Origin of the sequence: Burkholderia sp. NLJ2 (assembly GCF_049487195.1) — a bacterium.
Lineage (GTDB): Bacteria > Pseudomonadota > Gammaproteobacteria > Burkholderiales > Burkholderiaceae > Burkholderia > Burkholderia pyrrocinia.
In genome coordinates, this window is sequence record NZ_CP137808.1 from 3,396,673 (window position 1) to 3,414,693 (window position 18,021).

At 68.6% G+C, this 18,021-nt stretch carries 17 protein-coding genes; 11 read left to right on the top strand and 6 right to left on the bottom strand.

The window, feature by feature from the left end:
* Window positions 1–2: 2 nt before the first annotated feature.
* Window positions 3–899, bottom strand: a complete 897-nt coding sequence (locus R9B84_RS15645; RefSeq protein ID WP_423758632.1) for an alpha/beta fold hydrolase — start codon at window positions 897–899, stop codon at window positions 3–5.
* Between the two features lie 282 nt (window positions 900–1,181).
* Between R9B84_RS15645 and R9B84_RS15650 the strand changes: the two genes are divergently transcribed.
* Window positions 1,182–2,141, top strand: a complete 960-nt coding sequence (locus tag R9B84_RS15650) for an NAD(P)H-dependent flavin oxidoreductase (protein ID WP_065499061.1) — start codon at window positions 1,182–1,184, stop codon at window positions 2,139–2,141.
* A gap of 106 nt (window positions 2,142–2,247) precedes the next feature.
* Here the strand turns inward: R9B84_RS15650 and R9B84_RS15655 are convergent, their stop codons facing one another.
* The 3 genes from R9B84_RS15655 to R9B84_RS15665 all read right to left on the bottom strand — a co-directional run bounded on the left by R9B84_RS15655 (window position 2,248) and on the right by R9B84_RS15665 (window position 5,319).
* Window positions 2,248–3,210: a LysR family transcriptional regulator gene (locus tag R9B84_RS15655; RefSeq protein WP_423758633.1), complete on the bottom strand. Its 963-nt coding sequence runs from the start codon at window positions 3,208–3,210 to the stop codon at window positions 2,248–2,250.
* 181 nt (window positions 3,211–3,391) lie between these two features.
* Window positions 3,392–4,468: a porin gene (locus R9B84_RS15660; protein WP_423758634.1), complete on the bottom strand. Its 1,077-nt coding sequence runs from the start codon at window positions 4,466–4,468 to the stop codon at window positions 3,392–3,394.
* A 356-nt stretch (window positions 4,469–4,824) separates the two neighbouring features.
* Window positions 4,825–5,319, bottom strand: a complete 495-nt coding sequence (locus tag R9B84_RS15665) for a peptide-binding protein (RefSeq protein ID WP_423758635.1) — start codon at window positions 5,317–5,319, stop codon at window positions 4,825–4,827.
* A 346-nt stretch (window positions 5,320–5,665) separates the two neighbouring features.
* Here R9B84_RS15665 and R9B84_RS15670 point away from each other — a divergent pair, with 346 nt between their 5' ends.
* The 6 genes from R9B84_RS15670 (at window position 5,666) to R9B84_RS15695 (ending at window position 12,833) form a co-directional block, all read left to right on the top strand.
* On the top strand, window positions 5,666–6,700 hold the full coding sequence (locus tag R9B84_RS15670) for a bile acid:sodium symporter family protein (protein ID WP_423758636.1): 1,035 nt from the start codon (window positions 5,666–5,668) through the stop codon (window positions 6,698–6,700).
* Window positions 6,701–7,017: 317 nt separating this feature from the next.
* On the top strand, window positions 7,018–8,859 hold the full coding sequence (locus tag R9B84_RS15675) for an EAL domain-containing protein (protein ID WP_423758637.1): 1,842 nt from the start codon (window positions 7,018–7,020) through the stop codon (window positions 8,857–8,859).
* A gap of 379 nt (window positions 8,860–9,238) precedes the next feature.
* Complete coding sequence (locus R9B84_RS15680) at window positions 9,239–10,261, top strand: LacI family DNA-binding transcriptional regulator (RefSeq protein WP_423758638.1); 1,023 nt, start codon at window positions 9,239–9,241, stop codon at window positions 10,259–10,261.
* On the top strand, window positions 10,258–11,538 hold the full coding sequence (locus tag R9B84_RS15685; protein WP_423758639.1) for an AGE family epimerase/isomerase: 1,281 nt from the start codon (window positions 10,258–10,260) through the stop codon (window positions 11,536–11,538). The genes R9B84_RS15680 and R9B84_RS15685 overlap by 4 nt, the downstream gene beginning before the upstream one ends.
* Window positions 11,535–12,443, top strand: coding sequence for a carbohydrate kinase family protein (locus R9B84_RS15690; RefSeq protein ID WP_423758640.1), 909 nt, complete (start codon window positions 11,535–11,537; stop codon window positions 12,441–12,443). Before R9B84_RS15685 ends, R9B84_RS15690 begins: the two co-directional genes overlap by 4 nt.
* Before the next feature lie 168 nt (window positions 12,444–12,611).
* A complete protein-coding gene (locus tag R9B84_RS15695; RefSeq protein WP_096471929.1) occupies window positions 12,612–12,833 on the top strand; it encodes a hypothetical protein in 222 nt (73 codons plus the stop codon).
* Window positions 12,834–12,858: 25 nt separating this feature from the next.
* On the opposite strand, the gene R9B84_RS15700 is transcribed toward R9B84_RS15695, so the two are convergent.
* Window positions 12,859–13,053 (bottom strand): DUF2905 domain-containing protein, encoded by a 195-nt coding sequence (locus R9B84_RS15700; RefSeq protein WP_423758641.1) that lies wholly within the window; start codon window positions 13,051–13,053, stop codon window positions 12,859–12,861.
* A gap of 7 nt (window positions 13,054–13,060) precedes the next feature.
* Window positions 13,061–14,257, bottom strand: coding sequence for a class I SAM-dependent methyltransferase (locus R9B84_RS15705; protein WP_423758642.1), 1,197 nt, complete (start codon window positions 14,255–14,257; stop codon window positions 13,061–13,063).
* Between the two features lie 13 nt (window positions 14,258–14,270).
* Between R9B84_RS15705 and R9B84_RS15710 the strand changes: the two genes are divergently transcribed.
* The 4 genes from R9B84_RS15710 (at window position 14,271) to glmU (ending at window position 17,985) form a co-directional block, all read left to right on the top strand.
* Window positions 14,271–15,014, top strand: coding sequence for an SDR family oxidoreductase (locus R9B84_RS15710; RefSeq protein ID WP_423758643.1), 744 nt, complete (start codon window positions 14,271–14,273; stop codon window positions 15,012–15,014).
* 77 nt (window positions 15,015–15,091) lie between these two features.
* Window positions 15,092–15,496 (top strand): dihydroneopterin aldolase, encoded by a 405-nt coding sequence (locus R9B84_RS15715; RefSeq protein WP_423758644.1) that lies wholly within the window; start codon window positions 15,092–15,094, stop codon window positions 15,494–15,496.
* Entirely contained in the window at window positions 15,493–16,488 is a 996-nt protein-coding gene (gene ttcA / locus R9B84_RS15720; RefSeq protein ID WP_423758645.1) for a tRNA 2-thiocytidine(32) synthetase TtcA, read from the top strand. The genes R9B84_RS15715 and ttcA overlap by 4 nt, the downstream gene beginning before the upstream one ends.
* 135 nt (window positions 16,489–16,623) lie before the next feature.
* Window positions 16,624–17,985 carry a bifunctional UDP-N-acetylglucosamine diphosphorylase/glucosamine-1-phosphate N-acetyltransferase GlmU gene (gene glmU, locus R9B84_RS15725; RefSeq protein ID WP_423758646.1) on the top strand — a complete coding sequence of 454 codons (1,362 nt, stop codon included), beginning with the start codon at window positions 16,624–16,626 and terminating at the stop codon, window positions 17,983–17,985.
* The last annotated feature ends 36 nt before the right edge of the window (window positions 17,986–18,021 follow it).

Sequence of the window (18,021 nt, forward strand, 5' to 3'; positions counted from 1 at the left end):
CCTTATGCGGCCGGGTCGCGCGCCTCGAAGAACGCGAGCAGTTCGTCGATCAGCGCGACGGGCGCCTCCTCCGGAATGTAGTGCCCGCATTCGAGCGCGCGGCCGCTGACGTCGCGCGCGACGCGACGCCATTCGTCGAGCGGATCGAAGCATCGGCCGACGATCCCGTGCTCGCCCCACAGCACGCGCAGCGGGCACGCGACCTTGTTGCCGCGCTCGAGATCCGCACGGTCGTGCTCGAGGTCGATCGTCGCCGATGCGCGGTAGTCCTCGCACATCGCATGCACGGCGCCCGGCTGCGCGAGCGCGGCTCGGTACGCGTCGAGCGCCGCCGGCGCGAACGGCGCGAGCCCGGCGGACCGGTTGCCCATCACGCGCTCGATGTACGCATCGGTATGCGCGCCGATCAGCGTCTCGGGCAGCGGCTCCGGCTGGATCAGGAAGAACCAGTGGAAATACGCGGTCGCGAACGCGCGATCGGTTTTCTCGTACATCGCGAGCGTCGGCGCGATGTCGAGCAGCATCATCCGCTCGACGGCGTCCGCGTGATCGAGCGCGAGCCGGTGCGCGACACGCGCGCCGCGATCGTGCGCGCACACATGGAAGTGCTCGAAACCGAAATGCCGCATCACGGCGACCTGATCGGCCGCCATCGCCCGTTTCGAATACGGCACGTGCTGCGCATCGCTCGGCGGCCGGCCCGATGCGCCGTATCCGCGCAGGTCGGTGGCGATCACCGTGAAGTGATTTGCGAGCGTCGCGGCAACGCGATGCCAGATCATGTGGGTCTGCGGATGCCCGTGCAGCAACAGAAGCGGCGGGCCCGCGCCTCCTTTGACACCGAAGATGTCGGTGTCCTGCACCGTCACGCGAAACGGTGCAAACGCCTCAAACGACATGGTTTATTTCTCGTTGGTTTGTTATGGCGGCTATTTTAGGAGCGCGCGCGCGTCTGCACAGCGGGGCAACAGCCAGAATCCGTAGAAAGAGAACACTCACTCGATTGCCGCCACACCGCGTATTTTGTTAAGCTCGCGTAGAATCGCACGACCGTTCGTATTAATCTCGACGAACGACCGGGTCCGCAACTACACTCGAATCACCGTTCGACCGCAAAGCATGGTGTCGGTATCGGCGCGACTGCGCCGGCGCCGGCCCTCCCTGGAGACTGGAGACATCACATGGCATTGCCCACCGTCCTGCAGAACCTGACGCTGCCCGTCATCGCGTCGCCGATGTTCATCGTCAGCTACCCCGAACTCGTGCTCGCGCAATGCAAGGCGGGCATCGTCGGTTCGTTCCCCGCGCTCAACGCCCGTCCGGCCGAACTGCTCGACGAGTGGCTCACGCAGATCCAGTCCGAACTCGCCGACCACAAGGCGAAGCATCCCGATGCGGTGATCGGCCCGATCGCGGTCAACCAGATCGTCCACCAGTCGAACGCGCGGCTCGAGCACGACGTGCGCGTGTGCGTCGAGCACAAGGTGCCGATCTTCATCACGAGCCTGCGCGCACCGGCACGCGAGATCGTCGACGCGGTGCACAGCTACGGCGGCATCGTGCTGCACGACGTGATCAACCTGCGCCACGCGCAGAAGGCGCTCGAAGCCGGCGTCGACGGGCTGATCCTCGTCGCGGCCGGCGCGGGCGGCCACGCGGGCACGACGTCGCCGTTCGCGCTCGTCGGCGAAGTCCGCAAGATCTTCGACGGTCCCATCGTGCTGTCCGGCTCGATCGCGAACGGCGGCTCGATCCTCGCCGCGCAGGCGATGGGCGCCGATTTCGCGTACATGGGCACGCGCTTCATCGCGACGCAGGAAGCGCACGCGGTCGAGGACTACAAGCGCGCGATCGTCAACGCGAAATCCTCGGACATCATCTACACGAACCTCTTCACCGGCGTGCACGGCAACTACATCCGCGAGAGCATCGAGAAAGCCGGCCTCGATCCGGAAGCGCTGCCGGAATCCGACAAGACGAAGATGAATTTCGGCGGCGACAAGACGAAGGCGTGGAAGGACATCTGGGGCGCCGGCCAGGGTGTCGGCCTGATGGACGACCTGCCGAGCGTGGGTGCGCTCGTCGAACGTCTGAAGCGCGAGTACGACGAAGCAAAGGCGCGGCTCGGCATCGCACGCTGAAGGATGCGGCGGTCATTGCCGCCGCACATCCCGTCCGACAAAACAAAAAGCGCGAACCGCTGCGGTTCGCGCTTTTTTCATGGCCCGCCGCGGCGGGATGCGCGGCTCAGCCCGCGCGCTTGATCCGCGTGATCGGCAGCACGCGCAGGCGCGATTCGATCGACGGGCACAGCGACTGCCCTTCGAAACGCGCCGCGAGGAAATCGACGAACGAACGCACCTTCGCGGACACGTGACGGCGGCTCGCGTAGACGGCATAGATCGGCGCCTCGTGCGGCGGCACCGAATCGAGCAGTACCGGCACGAGCCGGCCGGTTTCGATGTCGTCGCCGACCACCTCGGTGCCGAGCAGCGCGATGCCCGCGCCCGCAAGCACGGCCGCACGCAGCCCTTCGAGATGGTTCACGATCAGGTTGCCGTTGAGGGTCACGCGCGACGCGGCCGCCGCGTCGATCACGAGCGAGTCGAGCATCGTCGAATTCGAGTCGCGCCGCAGGTAGTTGTGGTGCGCGAGATCGGCGATTGTTTCGGGCGTGCCGTGCTTGTCGAGATACTCGGGCGACGCGACCAGCAGGATGTGCGCGGTCGCGATCTGCCGTGCGACCAGCGACGACGATTTCAATCCGTTCGGCGCCGCGCGCACCGCCACGTCGTAGCCTTCCTCGATCAGGTCGACCACGCGATCGGACAGCGTCATGTCGACGGTCACGTCCGGGAACCGGCCCGCGTAATCGGTGACGGCCTGCATCACGTGCCGCAGCCCGAACGCGGACAGCGACGTCACGCGCAGCCTGCCCTGCGGCACCACGCTCGCGGCGCCGACGGCCTGCCCGGCTTCGTCGAGTTCGGACAGCGCCTGCACGAGGCGCTCGTAATATTCGCGTCCCGCCTCGGTAGGCGCGACGCGTCGTGTCGTGCGATGCAGCAGCCGCGCGCCGAGCTGCTGCTCGAGATGCATCACGTGCTTGCTCGCCATCGCAGCCGACATCTGCATGCGCTCGGCCGCGCCGACGAAGCTGCCCACTTCGACGACGTAGCGAAACACATTCATGCTGACGAGGGTATCCATCGAACTAGCTCGTAATGACGGGGGAATGGTCCAATTACGAGATAGGGTAACAAAGGCGGGGAAACAGAAAGGTCAACAAAGGCAAAACGGCGCCGCGGGTGGCGGCGCCGTTTCGGGCAGGAAAACATGCAGCCGGAACGCGTGATTTTCGCGCGCGGCCGGCGCACCGATCGCGCGCGCGTCAGAACTTCGCGCGGATACCTGCGCCGAACGTGTTGCCGGTCGACAGGCCGCTGATGTGGTCGTTCATGTACGCGGCGTAGACGTCCGTGCGCTTGGACAGCGGATAGTCGTAACCGACGGCCCAGGTCTGGCGCGTCTGGTCGAGGCCGCCGGCATCGCGCGAATACGCGTACGACGCCATCGCGTTGCCCACGCCGAGCGGCACCGACACGCCGCCTTGCGCGGTGTTCACGTGCCAGCTGCCCGCGACCTGGTCATTCTTCGTATACATGTACTGGCCGAACAGCTTCACGAGCTTCAGGTCATAGGTCGCGCCGACCAGCGCGATGCCCTGGCTCTTCATGCCGGTGACGAGCGCGCTCAGGTCCTGCGGGCCGTTGTTGAAGTTCACGTACTGATACGTGGCGGTAGCCGCGAACGGGCCGTTCGCATAGTTGAACTGCGCGCTCCACTTCTTCGAGCGGTTGTCGCCGGCCTGGTTGCCGAGTGCGTACATCGCGCCGAAATTCAGGCCACCGAACGACGGCGACGTATACGACACCGCGTTGTTCCAGCCCGAATCGCCCACCGCACCCTGGTCGCTCGGATAGGTCGGGAACGTGCCGAGGCCGAGGAACACGTGGTACACCATCGGCGAGAAGGTGTACGAATCGTAGAACGGGTTGAACAGGATCGTCGACAGGAACAGGTGCGTCGTCAGGCGGCCTGCCGTCACCGTGCCGTACGGCGAGCTGATGCCGACGTACGCGTTGCGGGCGAAGAACGTGTCGCCCTGGAAGCGGCCGAACTGGCCGTTCTGCGCGCGGAAGAAGCTTTCCAGCGTGAAGATCGCCTTGTAGCCGTTGCCGAGATCCTCTGCGCCGTGCAGGCCCCAGTACGACGTCGACATCCCGCCGCCCGACACGTTCCATGCGCGATTGCCGCCCGGGAACTTGGTTGCGCCGACCCATTCGTCGACCTGACCGTAGAGCGACACGCTCGACTGCGCATGGGCGGGAGCGGTGGCCGCCACGCAGGCGGCTGCGGCGATCAGCTTGACGGACGTGCGCGACGCACGGCGAGCGAATGCATTCATGGGATCTCCAGGATTTGTCGAATAGTCGATAAGTGGCGCGAGCGTTGTTTTATGGAGCCGAGTGCTTGCGTCGTATGGGGCGCAGCCATCTTTACGGATCATTCGTCCGGTCAAAAATGCGCACGCTTATTGCTGGTATAGCGGCAGCATTAACTTCGCCGAATCGAACCATGGCCGGAGGCGCGCCGGCGACCCGGCGCGAACGCAGCCGCGCGGCGGGACGGCGGCTTGGCATACGCGTGCCGGGCGCGAAAGATAGCGCAATGCAGCAGGAAAATCAGCGGAAATCTGCGCGCGACTGTGGCGAATTCGCATCAGCCGGCGGGGGGACGGCGGGGAGACGAGCGCGCGGGCGCTCAGTTTCGGTAGAACGGGGAGAAAGACGGCGAGTGTGCAGGCTCTTCCTGCGAGCGGGGCGGCGGCATCGGACGGCCGCCGCGCTCCTCGTTGTAGCGCGCGACGTCGGCGCGGATCGAACCGGCGCGCAGCGGCACGTTGCCGCCGCCCGGCGGGCGCGGCATCTGGCGCGCATCGGCGCTGATCGGGCGATACGGGCTTTGCGCGGCGTAATGGCCGTACGACGGCGTCGGCCGCAGCCCCCAGCGGGAACCGTAGCTGCTCACGCCGCCGGCACGTGCACCAGCGGGGGGCGGAACGCGGCGCCAGACGGGCATGCCAGCGGGCCCGCCGCCAGCCGGCTGACCGTACGCGCGCATGTCGCCGCCACCGAAACCGTGGCCGCCGAACCCGTGACCGCCGTGTGGCGGCTGGGCAAGCGCGAGCGGCATCAGCAGCGCGCCGAGCACGCCTGCCACCCATCGTCCGATCTTCCGTTTCACCCGTTCCGTCATCGTTCAGTGCCTGTCCACGCCTGCCGTCGGCTCCTTTCGGCCGAAGCAAGGCTTTCAGCAGTAATTTATGAGCCGCCCGAAACGGTGTCGAGCCAAAAAGTGTTAGGTCGCCGGCATCGGTGTAACACCATGTTACTGCTAGGTTTTTTCACTTCAGGGCGCGAACGCGACAGAACATTCTTCTGCCGTTTTGCGCATGGCCGAGCGTGCGCGACGGCCGCTGCCGCATGCAATCGATTCATCAATCGATTCTCACAATGAATTTGTTTAGTGAATGGCCAACCGGGACAATAGCGCCATCCGCGCGCGCGACGCGCGCCTCCGTCGTTTCCGAATCGAGTTCCCGATGGCCCGTCCCCGTTTTCTTCCCGACAACTTCACGCTCGCGCTCGTCGGCACCGTCGTGCTTGCGAGCTTCCTGCCCTGCCGCGGCCCGGCCGCCCACGCGTTCAACTGGGCCACCAACATTGCCGTCGGCCTGCTGTTCTTCCTGCATGGCGCGAAGCTGTCGCGCGAGGCGGTGGTGGCCGGCGCGACCCACTGGCGGTTGCACGCGGTCGTGCTGCTCAGCACGTTCGCGCTGTTCCCGCTGCTCGGCCTCGCGCTGAAACCCGTGCTGCAGCCGCTCGTCACGCCGGCGCTTTACGCGGGCGTGCTGTTCCTGTGCACACTGCCGTCGACGGTCCAGTCGTCGATCGCGTTCACGTCGATCGCGAAGGGCAACGTGCCGGCCGCCGTGTGCGCGGCATCCGCGTCGAGCTTGCTCGGGATCTTCGTCACGCCGGCGCTCGTCGGGGTGATGATCACGTCGCAGTCGGCCGCCGCGGCGTCGCCGTGGAGCACGGTCGGCAGCATCGTGATGCAGTTGCTCGTGCCGTTCATCGCCGGCCAGTTGCTGCGGCCCGTGATCGGCGGCTGGATCGAACGCAACCGCGGCGTGCTGCGCTTCGTCGACCAGGGCTCGATCCTGCTCGTCGTCTACGTCGCGTTCAGCGAGGCCGTCAACGAAGGCCTGTGGCATCAGATCCCGGCGCGCGCGCTCGGCGGCCTGCTGGTCGTCAACCTCGTGCTGCTCGCGATCGCGCTTCTGCTGACGGCATTCGTCAGCAAGCGGCTCGGCTTCAACCGGGCCGACCGGATCACGATCATCTTCTGCGGATCGAAGAAGAGCCTCGCGGCCGGCGTGCCGATGGCGAAGGTGATCTTCTCGGCGAACGCGGTCGGCGCGATCGTGCTGCCGCTGATGCTGTTCCACCAGATCCAGTTGATGGCGTGCGCGGCGCTCGCGCAGCGCTGGGGCGCGCGCGACACGAGCGGCGAGCGCGACGGGCAGGACGGCTCGACGGCGGCACCCGGCGCGCTGAGCGCGGGCAAGCGCTGACGGGGACGTAGGCGGGACGGTCACTGGGTGGTGGCCGCTTTCCGCTTTCCGCTTTCCGCTTTCCGCTTTCCGCTTTCCGCTTTCCGCTTTCCGCTTTCCGCTTTCCGCTTTCCGCCTTCCGCCTTCCGCCTTCCGCCCTCCGCTTCCCGCCCCCCGCCCTCCGCTTCCCGCCCCCCCGCTTTCCGCCCGCCAAACGCGCACCGACGCGCGCCTGACGCATGCACCATCAGCACCCATCGCGTCATGAAATCTTCATTCAATTCCCCGCGAACGGTGCCGTTAAGCCGAACGTCCCGTCGATTCGGCTGCCCTCGCCCATGCCCGCGCTCCACTCCGACTCCGCTGCCGCCAGTACCGCGCGCCTGATCGCGGATCGCGCGCTCGCGGCCGTTTTCCAGCCGATCGTCGATCTCGGGTCGGGGACGGTCATCGGCTACGAAGGTCTGATACGCGGCCCGCGCGGCACCGACCTCGAGCCACCCGCCGCGCTGTTCGCGCAGGCCGCGCGCGAAGGCGCGACCATCGCGCTCGAACAGGCCGCCGCGCTCACCTGCCTCGACGCGTTCGCGGCGCTCGGCTGCGACGGCAAGCTGTTCCTCAATTTCAGCGCCGGCACGATCCTGCAGCTCGCCAGCGAACGCGAGCGCGCGCGCCAGTTCCTCGGCCGCGCGCGGATCGGCGCCGAGCGCATCGTGATCGAGCTGACCGAGCAGAACGCGATACCGGATGTCGCGCACATCGGGCCGGCGGTCGCGTCGCTGCGCGACGCCGGCATCCAGTTCGCGCTCGACGACTACGGCACCGCGAACGCGAGCATGAACCTGTGGCTGCGCCTGCATCCGGACGTCGTGAAGATCGACCGCTTCTTCATCCACGACATCGCGCGCGACCCGCTCAAGTTCGAAGCCGTGAGAGCGATGCAGCACTTCGCGCAGGCGAGCGGCGCGCAACTGATCGCGGAAGGCATCGAGAACGAGTGCGACCTGATCGTCGTACGCGACATGGGAATCTGCTGCGTGCAGGGCTTCCTGCTCGGCCGGCCGAACGCGCAGCCGTCGCGGGTCGTCGCGCCGGCCGCGCGCGATGCGATCCGCGCGCCGCACATCGCGGTGTTTCCCGGCGCGACGCGCACCGTGCGGCCGGCCGGCACGATCGCCGCGAAGATGCTCGTCCCCGCGCCGCCACTGCCGCTCAACGCGACCAGCAACGACGTGATCGACCTGTTCAACCGGATGCCCGACCTGCACGCGGTCGCGCTCGTCGAACGCGGGCGGCCGGTCGCGCTCGTGAATCGCCGCGGCTTCATCGACCGCTTCGCGCTGCCGTATCACCGCGAGGTGTTCGGGAAGAAGCCGTGCCTGCAGTTCGCGAACGATGCGCCGCTGATGATCGACAACGCGACGACGTTCGAGCAGCTCGCGATGCTGCTCGCGAGCCACGACCAGCGCTATCTCGCGGACGGCTTCGTGATCACGGAACACGGCCACTACGTCGGGCTCGGCACCGGCGAGAGCCTCGTGCGCGCGGTGACCGAGATGCGCATCGAAGCGGCGCGCTACGCGAACCCGCTGACGTTCCTGCCCGGCAACATTCCGATCAGCGCGCATATCGACCGCCTGCTCCAGCGCGACGCCGGCTTTCATGCGTGCTACGTCGACCTGAACCAGTTCAAGCCGTTCAACGACCAGTACGGCTACTGGCAGGGCGACGAGGTGCTGAAGTTCGCCGCGACGGTACTGGCCGGCGTGTGCGACCCGCAGCGCGACTTTCTCGGGCACGTCGGCGGCGACGATTTCCTCGTGCTGTTCCAGCGTGACGACTGGCACGTGCGCGCGACCGACGCGATCGCGCGCTTCAACGAAGGCGCGCAGCGCTTCTACACGCAGGCCGACCGGCAGGCGGGCGGGCTGCGCGGCGAGGACCGCCACGGCAACCCGGCGTTCTTCGGCTTCGTGACGATGGCGATCGGCGCGGTCGGCGTGCCGGCCGGCGCGCACGGCGCGGAGCGCTACGGCAGCGACGAGATCGCGTCGGTCGCAGCGCTCGCGAAGCGGCGCGCGAAACAGCGGCCGGGCGGGATCGCGGTCGTCGATCTCGATGCGGGCCGCGCCGCACTGCGCAATCGCGGCGAACCGCCGGCCGCGGCGGCGGTGGACTGAACGGCGGGCAGCCGTCGAACGCGGCGAGGGCTGCGCTGCGTGCACCGGGGACGGCCGCCCTCCCGTCAACCGGCCGAATCGTTGCGCATCGGCTTCCGGCCGGCCGCGCAGGCCGCCGGGCACCTTGCGCGAACGCTCGCGGCGGGGCCTGCTTTCCTGCCTCTTCCCGCCCCTTTCCCGCCGGCCGCCCGCGCCGCCGGGCACCCACACGGCCACCTTGCCTTTTTCGCGTTTTGTTTAGTATTTTTAGTAACGGCGTTTTCGCAGATTAGCGCCTGAAAACCCGCCATTTTCGGGTATTCCCCGGCTATCCGGCCCGAATTCCGCGAAGTGTTTTACTATACAATCGCTTTCACCCTAAACAAACCGGACCCGAACGATGGGCACCACCATTCGCGATGTCGCGCGGGCGGCAGAGGTCTCGATCGGCACCGTCTCCCGCGCGCTGAAAAACCAGCCGGGCCTGTCGGAAGCAACGCGTGCGCGCATCGTCGAGATCGCACAGCAGCTCGGCTACGATTCCGCGCAGTTGCGGCCGCGCATCCGCCGGCTCACCTTCCTGCTGCACCGCCAGCACAACCGCTTTCCCGCGAGCCCGTTCTTCTCGCACGTACTGCACGGCGTCGAGGACGCATGCCGCGAGCGCGGCATCGTGCCGACGCTGCTCACGGTCGGCCCGAACGACGACGTGCTGCGCCAGATGCGCCCGCACGCGCCCGACGCGATCGCGGTCGCCGGCTTCATCGAGCCCGAGACGATCGAGGCGCTCGCCGCAACCGGCCGGCCGCTGGTGCTGATCGACCTGTGGGCGCCCGGGCTGCGCTCGGTCAACATCGACAACGCGACGGGCGCAGCGCTCGCGATGCGCCACCTGCTCGCCACCGGCCGCTCGCGGATCGCGTTCATCGGCGGCTCGCCCGCGCACTACAGCATCGCGCAGCGCGCGATCGGCTACCGGCGCGCATTCTTCGAGGCCGGGCGGCTGTTCGATCCCGCGTACGAAGTGACGATCGACGCGGGGCTCGACCCGGACACGGGCGCCGCACGCGCGATGGAGCAGTTGCTCGACGCACCGGGCCCGCGCCCCGAAGCCGTGTTCGCGTACAACGACGCGGCCGCGCTGGCCGCGCAGCGCGTGTGCACCGCGCGCGGCCTGCGGATTCCGGACGACATCGCGATCGTCGGCTTCGACAACATCCCGGCCGCCGCGCACGCGAGCCCGCCGCTCACGACGCTCGCAGTCGACAAGGAGGCGCTCGGCCGCCGCGGCGTCGAGCTGCTGCTCGCCGACGCGCCCGAGCGCACCGAGATTTCCCTGCCCGTCGAGCTGATCGTGCGGGCCAGCAGCCAGCCCGCCGGCTCCCCGGCACTCGATACCGCCACGGTCACCGAAGAATCATGAACATGCCCCCGGTCCAACCCTGCACGGCCGCGCCGGCCGCCCACACGCAAGCCGCGCCGTTCGTCGCGAGCTTCCGCGATCCGTCGTTCCTGCTGTCGCACGTCGAGGACACGCTGCGCTTCTACGCGACGAACGCGTTCGACCCGACGGGCGGCTTCTACCACTACTTCCGCGACGACGGCAGCATCTACAACCGCACGTCGCGCCACCTCGTCAGCAGCTGCCGGTTCGTCTTCAACTACGCGATGGCGTACCGGCATTTCGGCGATCCGCGTCACCTCGACTACGCGCGCCACGGGCTGCGTTTCCTGCGCGACGCACACTGGGACGACGAACTGCAGGGCTACGACTGGGAACTCGACTGGCGCGACGGCGCGAAGCGCGCGACGCTCGACGCCACGCGCCACTGCTACGGGCTCGCGTTCGTGCTGCTCGCGGCCGCGCACGCGACGATGGCCGGCATCGACGAAGCACGCCCGCTGATCGCGGCGACCTACGAGCTGGCCGAGCACCGCTTCTGGGATGCGGCCGCGGGCCTGTATGCGGACGACGCGACGCCGAACTGGATCGTGTCGTCGTACCGCGGCCAGAACGCGAACATGCACATGACGGAAGCGCTGCTCGCGGCCTACGAGGCAACCGGCCACCTCACGTACCTCGATCGCGCGGAAAAGCTCGCAAGCCACATCACGCAGCGCCAGGCCGCGCTGTCGGGCGGGCTCGTGTGGGAGCACTACCATGCGGACTGGTCGGTCGACTGGGACTACAACAAGGAAGACAGCTCGAACATCTTCCGTCCGTGGGGCTTCCAGCCCGGGCACCAGACCGAATGGGCGAAGCTGCTGCTGATCCTCGAGCGGCACCGCCCGCTCGACTGGCTCGTGCCGCGCGCGGCCGAGCTGTTCGACGCGGCGCTCACGCATGCATGGGACGCCGATCACGGCGGCCTGTACTACGGCTTCGGCCCCGACTTCACGATCTGCGACCACAACAAGTACTTCTGGGTGCAGGCGGAAACCTTCGCGGCAGCCGCGATGCTCGGTGCACGCACCGGCAGCGAGCGCTTCTGGGACTGGTACGACGAGATCTGGCGCTATAGCTGGGCGCATTTCGTCGATCACCGCTACGGCGCGTGGTACCGGATCCTCACCTGCGACAACCGCAAGTACAGCGACGAGAAGAGCCCGGCCGGCAAGACCGACTATCACACGATGGGCGCGTGCTACGACGTGCTCGCGACCCTTGCGCGCACCGCGCGCAGCGAGCCGACGCAATGAGCGACGGCACGTTTCCGGCTTTCGTATCGGCGGGCGACATCCTGACCGACATGGTGCGCGCGGGCGATGCGCAGTGGACGTCGGTGCCGGGCGGCGCCGGCTGGAACGTCGCACGTGCGGTCGCGCGGCTCGGCGTGCCGAGCGCGCTCGCGGGCTCGATCGGCGAGGACTGCTTCTCCGACGTGCTGTGGCGCACGAGCGAAGCGGCCGGGCTCGACCTGCGCTTCCTGCAGCGCGTCGCACGGCCGCCGCTGCTCGCGATCGTCCACGAGACGCGCCCGCCCGCGTACTTCTTCATCGGCGAAGCGAGCGCCGATCTCGCGTTCGATCCCGCGCGGCTGCCGGCCGGCTGGACCGAACACGTGCAATGGGCGCACTTCGGCTGCATCAGCCTGGTGCGCGAACCGCTCGCGGGCACGCTGGCCGCGCTCGCGGCCGACCTGCACGCGCGCGGCGTGAAGATCAGCTTCGATCCGAACTACCGGAACCTGATGACGGCCGCGTACCGGCCGACGCTGGAGAAGATGGCCGCGCTCGCCGACCTGATCAAGGTGTCCGACGAGGACCTGCGGCACCTGTTCGGCGGCGACGGCCCCGACGCGATCGCGGCGGTGCGCGCGCTGAACCCGCGCGCGGCCGTGCTCGTCACGCGCGGCGCGCAGGCGGCGACGCTCTACGCGGACGGCGACGTGCACGAGGCCAGCCCGCCGCGCGTCGAAGTGGCCGACACCGTCGGCGCGGGCGACGCGTCGATCGGCGGCATGCTGTTCAGCCTGATGGCCGCGCCGCAGCGATCGTGGCGCGAGCATCTCGCGTTCGCACTGGCGGCGGGCGCCGCCGCATGCCGGCACACGGGCGCGCACGCACCGACGCTCGACGAGGTCGTCGCGCTGATCAAAGGTTGATCGAAGGTTGATCGAGGGCTGATCGAAGGTTGATCAAAGGTTGATCGAACGCTGCCCGGGCGCCGCGACCGGACACCGCGACCGGACACCGTTCGGTCACCGATATGCGGCGCTGTACATGCTGCGCCGCAGTGCTACGATGAAGTGTCCTTTTGCGGGAGAGGCACGATGGACACGAACACGTTCACGAAAGGCATCTACACGGCCAAGGCGCATACCCAGCATTCGGCCAACGGGCAGTTCCAGGGTTACGTGATCCTCGCGCGGGACGACGGGGACGACACCGAGAACACGCGCTACGACGTCCACTCGACGAGCCCCAGCGAGGAAGAAGCGTTCGACGAGGCGAAGGCGCTCGCACACCGGATCCTCGGCGAGATCGAGCTGTGACGCGCACCAGCCTTTTCGGCGCGGCTCAGAGCAGCCGCGCCACCATCGATACCAGCATCGTCAGCACCAGCGTCGACATGAACGGGAACGGGTAACGCCGCCCGCCGAGCGTCAGCGTGACGTCGCCCGGCATCCGCCCGATGCCGAGCTCGCCGAGCCACGGCCAGCAGCGCGTCAGGATCATCACCGCGACGAACGACGCCATCAGCCAGCGCAGCATGCCGGCCTCAAAGCGCGTGCGAGCGGTCGCCGCGCGCGAACGCGTCGAGCGTGCCGTCGATTCCGCGCGAAAAAGCGATCACCTTGAACAGCTCGCCCATCTCGGCTTCGGAGATCAGCTTCTGCACCGCGTTCGCGGCCGGCAGGAACTGCCGGATGTCCGACGGGTCGATCGCGGCCAGCGCGTCGGTGATGCCCGCGTTCAGCAGGAAGCGCGCCTGCGACGTGTAGCCGAGCAGGTCGGCGCCCGTGGCGACGGCCGCGTCGTAGATACCGGTGAATTCGACGTGCGCAGTGATGTCCTGCAGGCCCGGGTACAGGAACGGGTCGTCGTGCGCGTGGTGGCGGTAGTGGCACATCAGCGTGCCGCGGTCGCGCTGCGGATGGTAGTACTCGTGCGCGGGAAAGCCGTAGTCGACCAGCAGCACCGCGCCGCGCGCGAGCATCGTGCAGACGGTGCGCGTGAACGCCAGCGCGGCCTCGTGCGTCTCGGTCACGTAGCCGTCGGCGACGTCGGCGGTGAGCCCCGCGAGCACCGGCGGCTGGCTGGCCGGCGCGGCCGGCCGGTCCTCGAACACGAACGCATGCCGCGCGTCGAGCGCGACGCCGCGCTCGTGCCACGCGCCGTCCGCCTTCGCGAACAACCGCACCGGCATCGCATCGAGCACCTCGTTGCCGACCACGACGCCCTCGAACCGCTCAGGCAACGCGTCGAGCCAGCGGACCTTCGCCGCAAGCGTCGGCGCGGCCGCCGAAATCGTGTCGCGCTGCCGTTCGCGCAGCTCGCCGGACAGGTCGACGATCAGATATTCGTCGAGTTCGACGCCCAGCGCGTCGAGCGCCGCGAGCAGCCCGGCCGCGAGCTTGCCCGTGCCGGCGCCGAATTCCATCACGCGGCGCGTGTCGCTCGCCGCGAGCGCTTCCGCGACCGGCTGCGCGAGCGTCTGCGCGAACAGCGGCGACAGCTCGGGCGCGGTGACGAAGTCGCTGCCGTCGTCGGCACGGCGCCCGAACTTGCGCGCGCCGCCGCTGTAATAGCCGAGGCCCGGCGCATACAGCGCGCGCTCCATGAAGCGGTCGAACGGCAGCCAGCCGCCGGCCGCCGCGATCTCGTCGCGCAGTTGCGCGGCAAGGGTTTCGGACTGCGCGAGCGCGTCAGGGCCGGGAGCAGGTAAACTAGCGGGTTCGTGAGCTTTCGGGTTCATCCCGGCATTGTAAATGACCGTTTCAGCCGATACGTCGACCCTGCGCGTGGTGCTCGTCGCGGGCGCCCTGGGCAGCGCGGCCGACGCCGCGTCGATCGGTCGTGCGCTCGCGACGGGATTTGCACGCCGCGGCTGGGACGTCGCGCTGCAGCGCAGCCACGGTGCGCCGCGCGCGGCCGCCGATGCGATCGTCGCCGAAGTCGCGGCGCTCGGCCGCCGCGCAGCCGTGCTCGACGCCGATCTGGCCCTGGAAGCCGACGCAGCCGCGCTCGTCGCCGCATGCGGCGCGGCGCTCGGCCGGCCCGCGTGCGCGGTGTTCGTCAGCGCCAGTGCGGGCGCCGACGACGCGCACACGGTGGACGGCGCATCGCTTGCCGGCGCGCTCGCGCGCAACGTGACGGCGCCGCTCGCGCTGGCCCGCGCGCTCGCCGATGCGACGCCCGACGCCGCGCGCGAGCACGAAGCGCTGCGCGCGTGTGCGATCCACGTGCTGGACCAGGTGCTGTTTCACCCGGCACCGGCGCAGTTGTCGCACGCGCTGATGCAGGCCGCGCTGAACCGCGCGACGTCGGCGCTGGCGCTGGCGCTCGCGCCGAAGGTGCGGGTCGCGGCGCTCGTGCGCGGCCATGCGGCGCATGCGGACGACATCGCGGCGGCCGCCTGCTACCTCGCGAGCGCGCCCGGCGTCACGGGCGCGACGCTGACCGTCGACGGCGGCGAGCACCTCGTGCCGCCCGCCGCCGGCCCGAATGAATGAACCGCGCGGGCGCGCGGCCTGACTGCCGCCGCCCGCGCCGCTTTGCGTGCGCGCACGCCAATTTGACTGGGACGACCATGTTTTCCGCTCTCCTGCACCCCCGCCTCGCGGATTGCCGCAGGCTCTACCTGCGCGATTACGAGGTGCACATCAACATCGGTGCCTTCGAACACGAGAAGCGCGGCGAGCAGCGCGTCGTCATCAACGTCGACCTGTTCGTGCCGCTCGCGCTGTCCACCCCCGTCGACGACCGGCTGCATGAAGTCGTCGACTACGACCTGATGAAGCAGAGCGTCGCGCAATGCATGGCGCGCGGCCACATCCACCTGCAGGAAACGCTGTGCGACGCGATCGCCGCGCACCTGCTGGCGCACGACTCCGTGCGCGCGGTACGCGTCTGTACCGAGAAACCGGACGCCTATCCGGACTGCGACGCCGTCGGCGTCGAAGTCTTTCGCATCAAGGACGAGGAGCGCGCATGAACGCCCCCCACATGAATGACACGGCGGCCGACGCCGCCACCCTCGACGCGACCGCCGCCCCGGCCGGCCGCCAGGCGCTGACGCGCCGCGAGCAGAAGGAAGCGTACGAGAACAACAAGCTGTTCAAGCGGATCGTGCGCCAGGTCGGCCAGGCGATCGGCGACTACAACATGATCGAGCACGGCGACAAGGTGATGGTCTGCCTGTCGGGCGGCAAGGACAGCTACGCGATGCTCGACGTGCTGCTGCGCCTGCGCGAGCGCGCGCCGATCGACTTCGACATCGTCGCGGTGAACCTCGACCAGAAGCAGCCGGGCTTCCCCGAGCACGTGTTGCCCGAATACCTGAAGCAGGTCGGCGTGCCGTTCCATATCGAGAACCAGGACACCTACAGCATCGTCAAGCGGCTCGTGCCCGAAGGCAAGACGACCTGCTCGCTGTGCTCGCGGCTGCGCCGCGGGATCCTGTACCGCGTGGCCGGCGAGCTCGGCGCGACCAAGATCGCGCTCGGCCACCACCGCGACGACATCGTGCAGACGCTGCTGCTCAACATGTTCTACGGCGGCAAGCTGAAGGGGATGCCGCCGAAGCTGCAGTCGGACGACGGCAAGAACATCGTGATCCGCCCGCTCGCGTACGTGAAGGAAACCGATCTCGAGAAATTCGCGGAGCTGCGCGAATTCCCGATCATCCCGTGCAACCTGTGCGGCAGTCAGCCGAACCTGAAGCGCGCGGAAATGAAGGCGCTGATCCGCGAATGGGACAAGCGCTTCCCGGGCCGCGTCGAGAACATGTTCAACGCGCTCGCGAAGGTCGTGCCGTCGCACCTGATGGATACGACGCTGTTCCCGTTCACGTCGCTGCGCGCGACAGGCGAAGCCGATCCGCAGGGCGACATCGCGTTCGACGAGGAACCGTGCGCGTCGGGCGACGACGCAGCGGCGCCGGGTGGCGCCCAACCGATCTCGATCGTCCAGTTCGACGACCTGTAAGCGGGGTCGGAAGACCCGCCGGAACGGGGCGCCGGCCGCCCTTTCCGGCGCCGCCGCGCCCGCGCGGCGGTCCCGGAACGGCGGGGGCCGCATGCTAAAATGGACGGCTTCGAACTCCTCTGACAAGCTGGCGCCATGAATATCGTGATTTTGGCGGCAGGCACCGGCAAGCGCATGCGTTCCGCGCTGCCGAAAGTGCTTCACCCCCTGGCCGGCAGGCCGCTCCTCTCCCACGTCATCGACACCGCGCGCACGCTGCAGCCGTCCCGGCTCGTCGTCGTCGTCGGTCACGGCGCCGAGCGGGTCCAGGCTGCCGTCGCCGCGCCCGACGTCCAGTTCGCGGTGCAGGCCGAGCAGCTCGGCACCGGCCACGCGGTGCGCCAGGCGCTGCCGCTCCTCGATCCCGCGCAACCGACGCTCGTGCTGTACGGCGACGTGCCGCTCACCCGCGCGTCGACGCTGCGGCGTCTCGTCGACGCCGCGCGCGAAGGCCGCTACGGGATTCTGACCGTCACGCTCGACGATCCGACCGGCTATGGCCGCATCGTGCGCGACGCAGCCGGCTTCGTCACGCGCATCGTCGAGCAGAAGGACGCGTCGCCGGAAGAACTGAAGATCGCCGAGATCAACACCGGCATCATCGTCACGCCCACGGCCCAGCTGTCGATGTGGCTCGGCGCGTTGAAGAACGAAAACGCGCAGGGCGAGTACTACCTGACCGACGTCGTCGAGCTCGCGATCGAGGCCGGTTTCGAGGTCGTCACGGCGCAGCCCGACGACGACTGGGAAACGCTCGGCGTGAACAGCAAGGCGCAGCTCGCGGAACTCGAACGCATTCATCAGCGCAATGTCGCGGAAGCGCTGCTCGTCGACGGCGTCACGCTCGCCGATCCTGCGCGCCTCGACGTGCGCGGCACGCTGCGCTGCGGCCGCGACGTGTCGATCGACGTGAACTGCGTGTTCGAAGGCAACGTGACGCTCGCCGACAACGTGACGATCGGCGCGAACTGCGTGATCCGCAACGCGTCGGTCGGCGCCGGCACGCGCATCGACGCGTTCTCGCACATCGACGGCGCCGAGCTCGGCGCGAACACCGTGATCGGCCCGTACGCGCGGCTGCGCCCCGGCGCGCAGCTCGCGGACGAAGCGCACGTCGGCAACTTCGTCGAGGTGAAGAACGCGGTGATCGGCCACGGCTCGAAGGCGAACCACCTCACGTACATCGGCGACGCCGACATCGGCGCACGCGTGAACATCGGTGCGGGCACGATCACCTGTAACTACGACGGCGCGAACAAGTTCCGCACCGTGATCGAGGACGACGTGTTCGTCGGCTCCGACACGCAGCTCGTCGCGCCCGTGCGCGTCGGCCGCGGCGTGACGATCGCCGCCGGCACGACGATCTGGAAGGATGTTGCCGACGGCCTGCTCGTATTGAACGAGAAGACCCAGACCACGAAGAGCGGCTACGTCCGCCCGGTCAAGAAGAAGAGCTGAACCCTTTGCGGGCGCCCCGGCGGCGCCCGCGTCGAC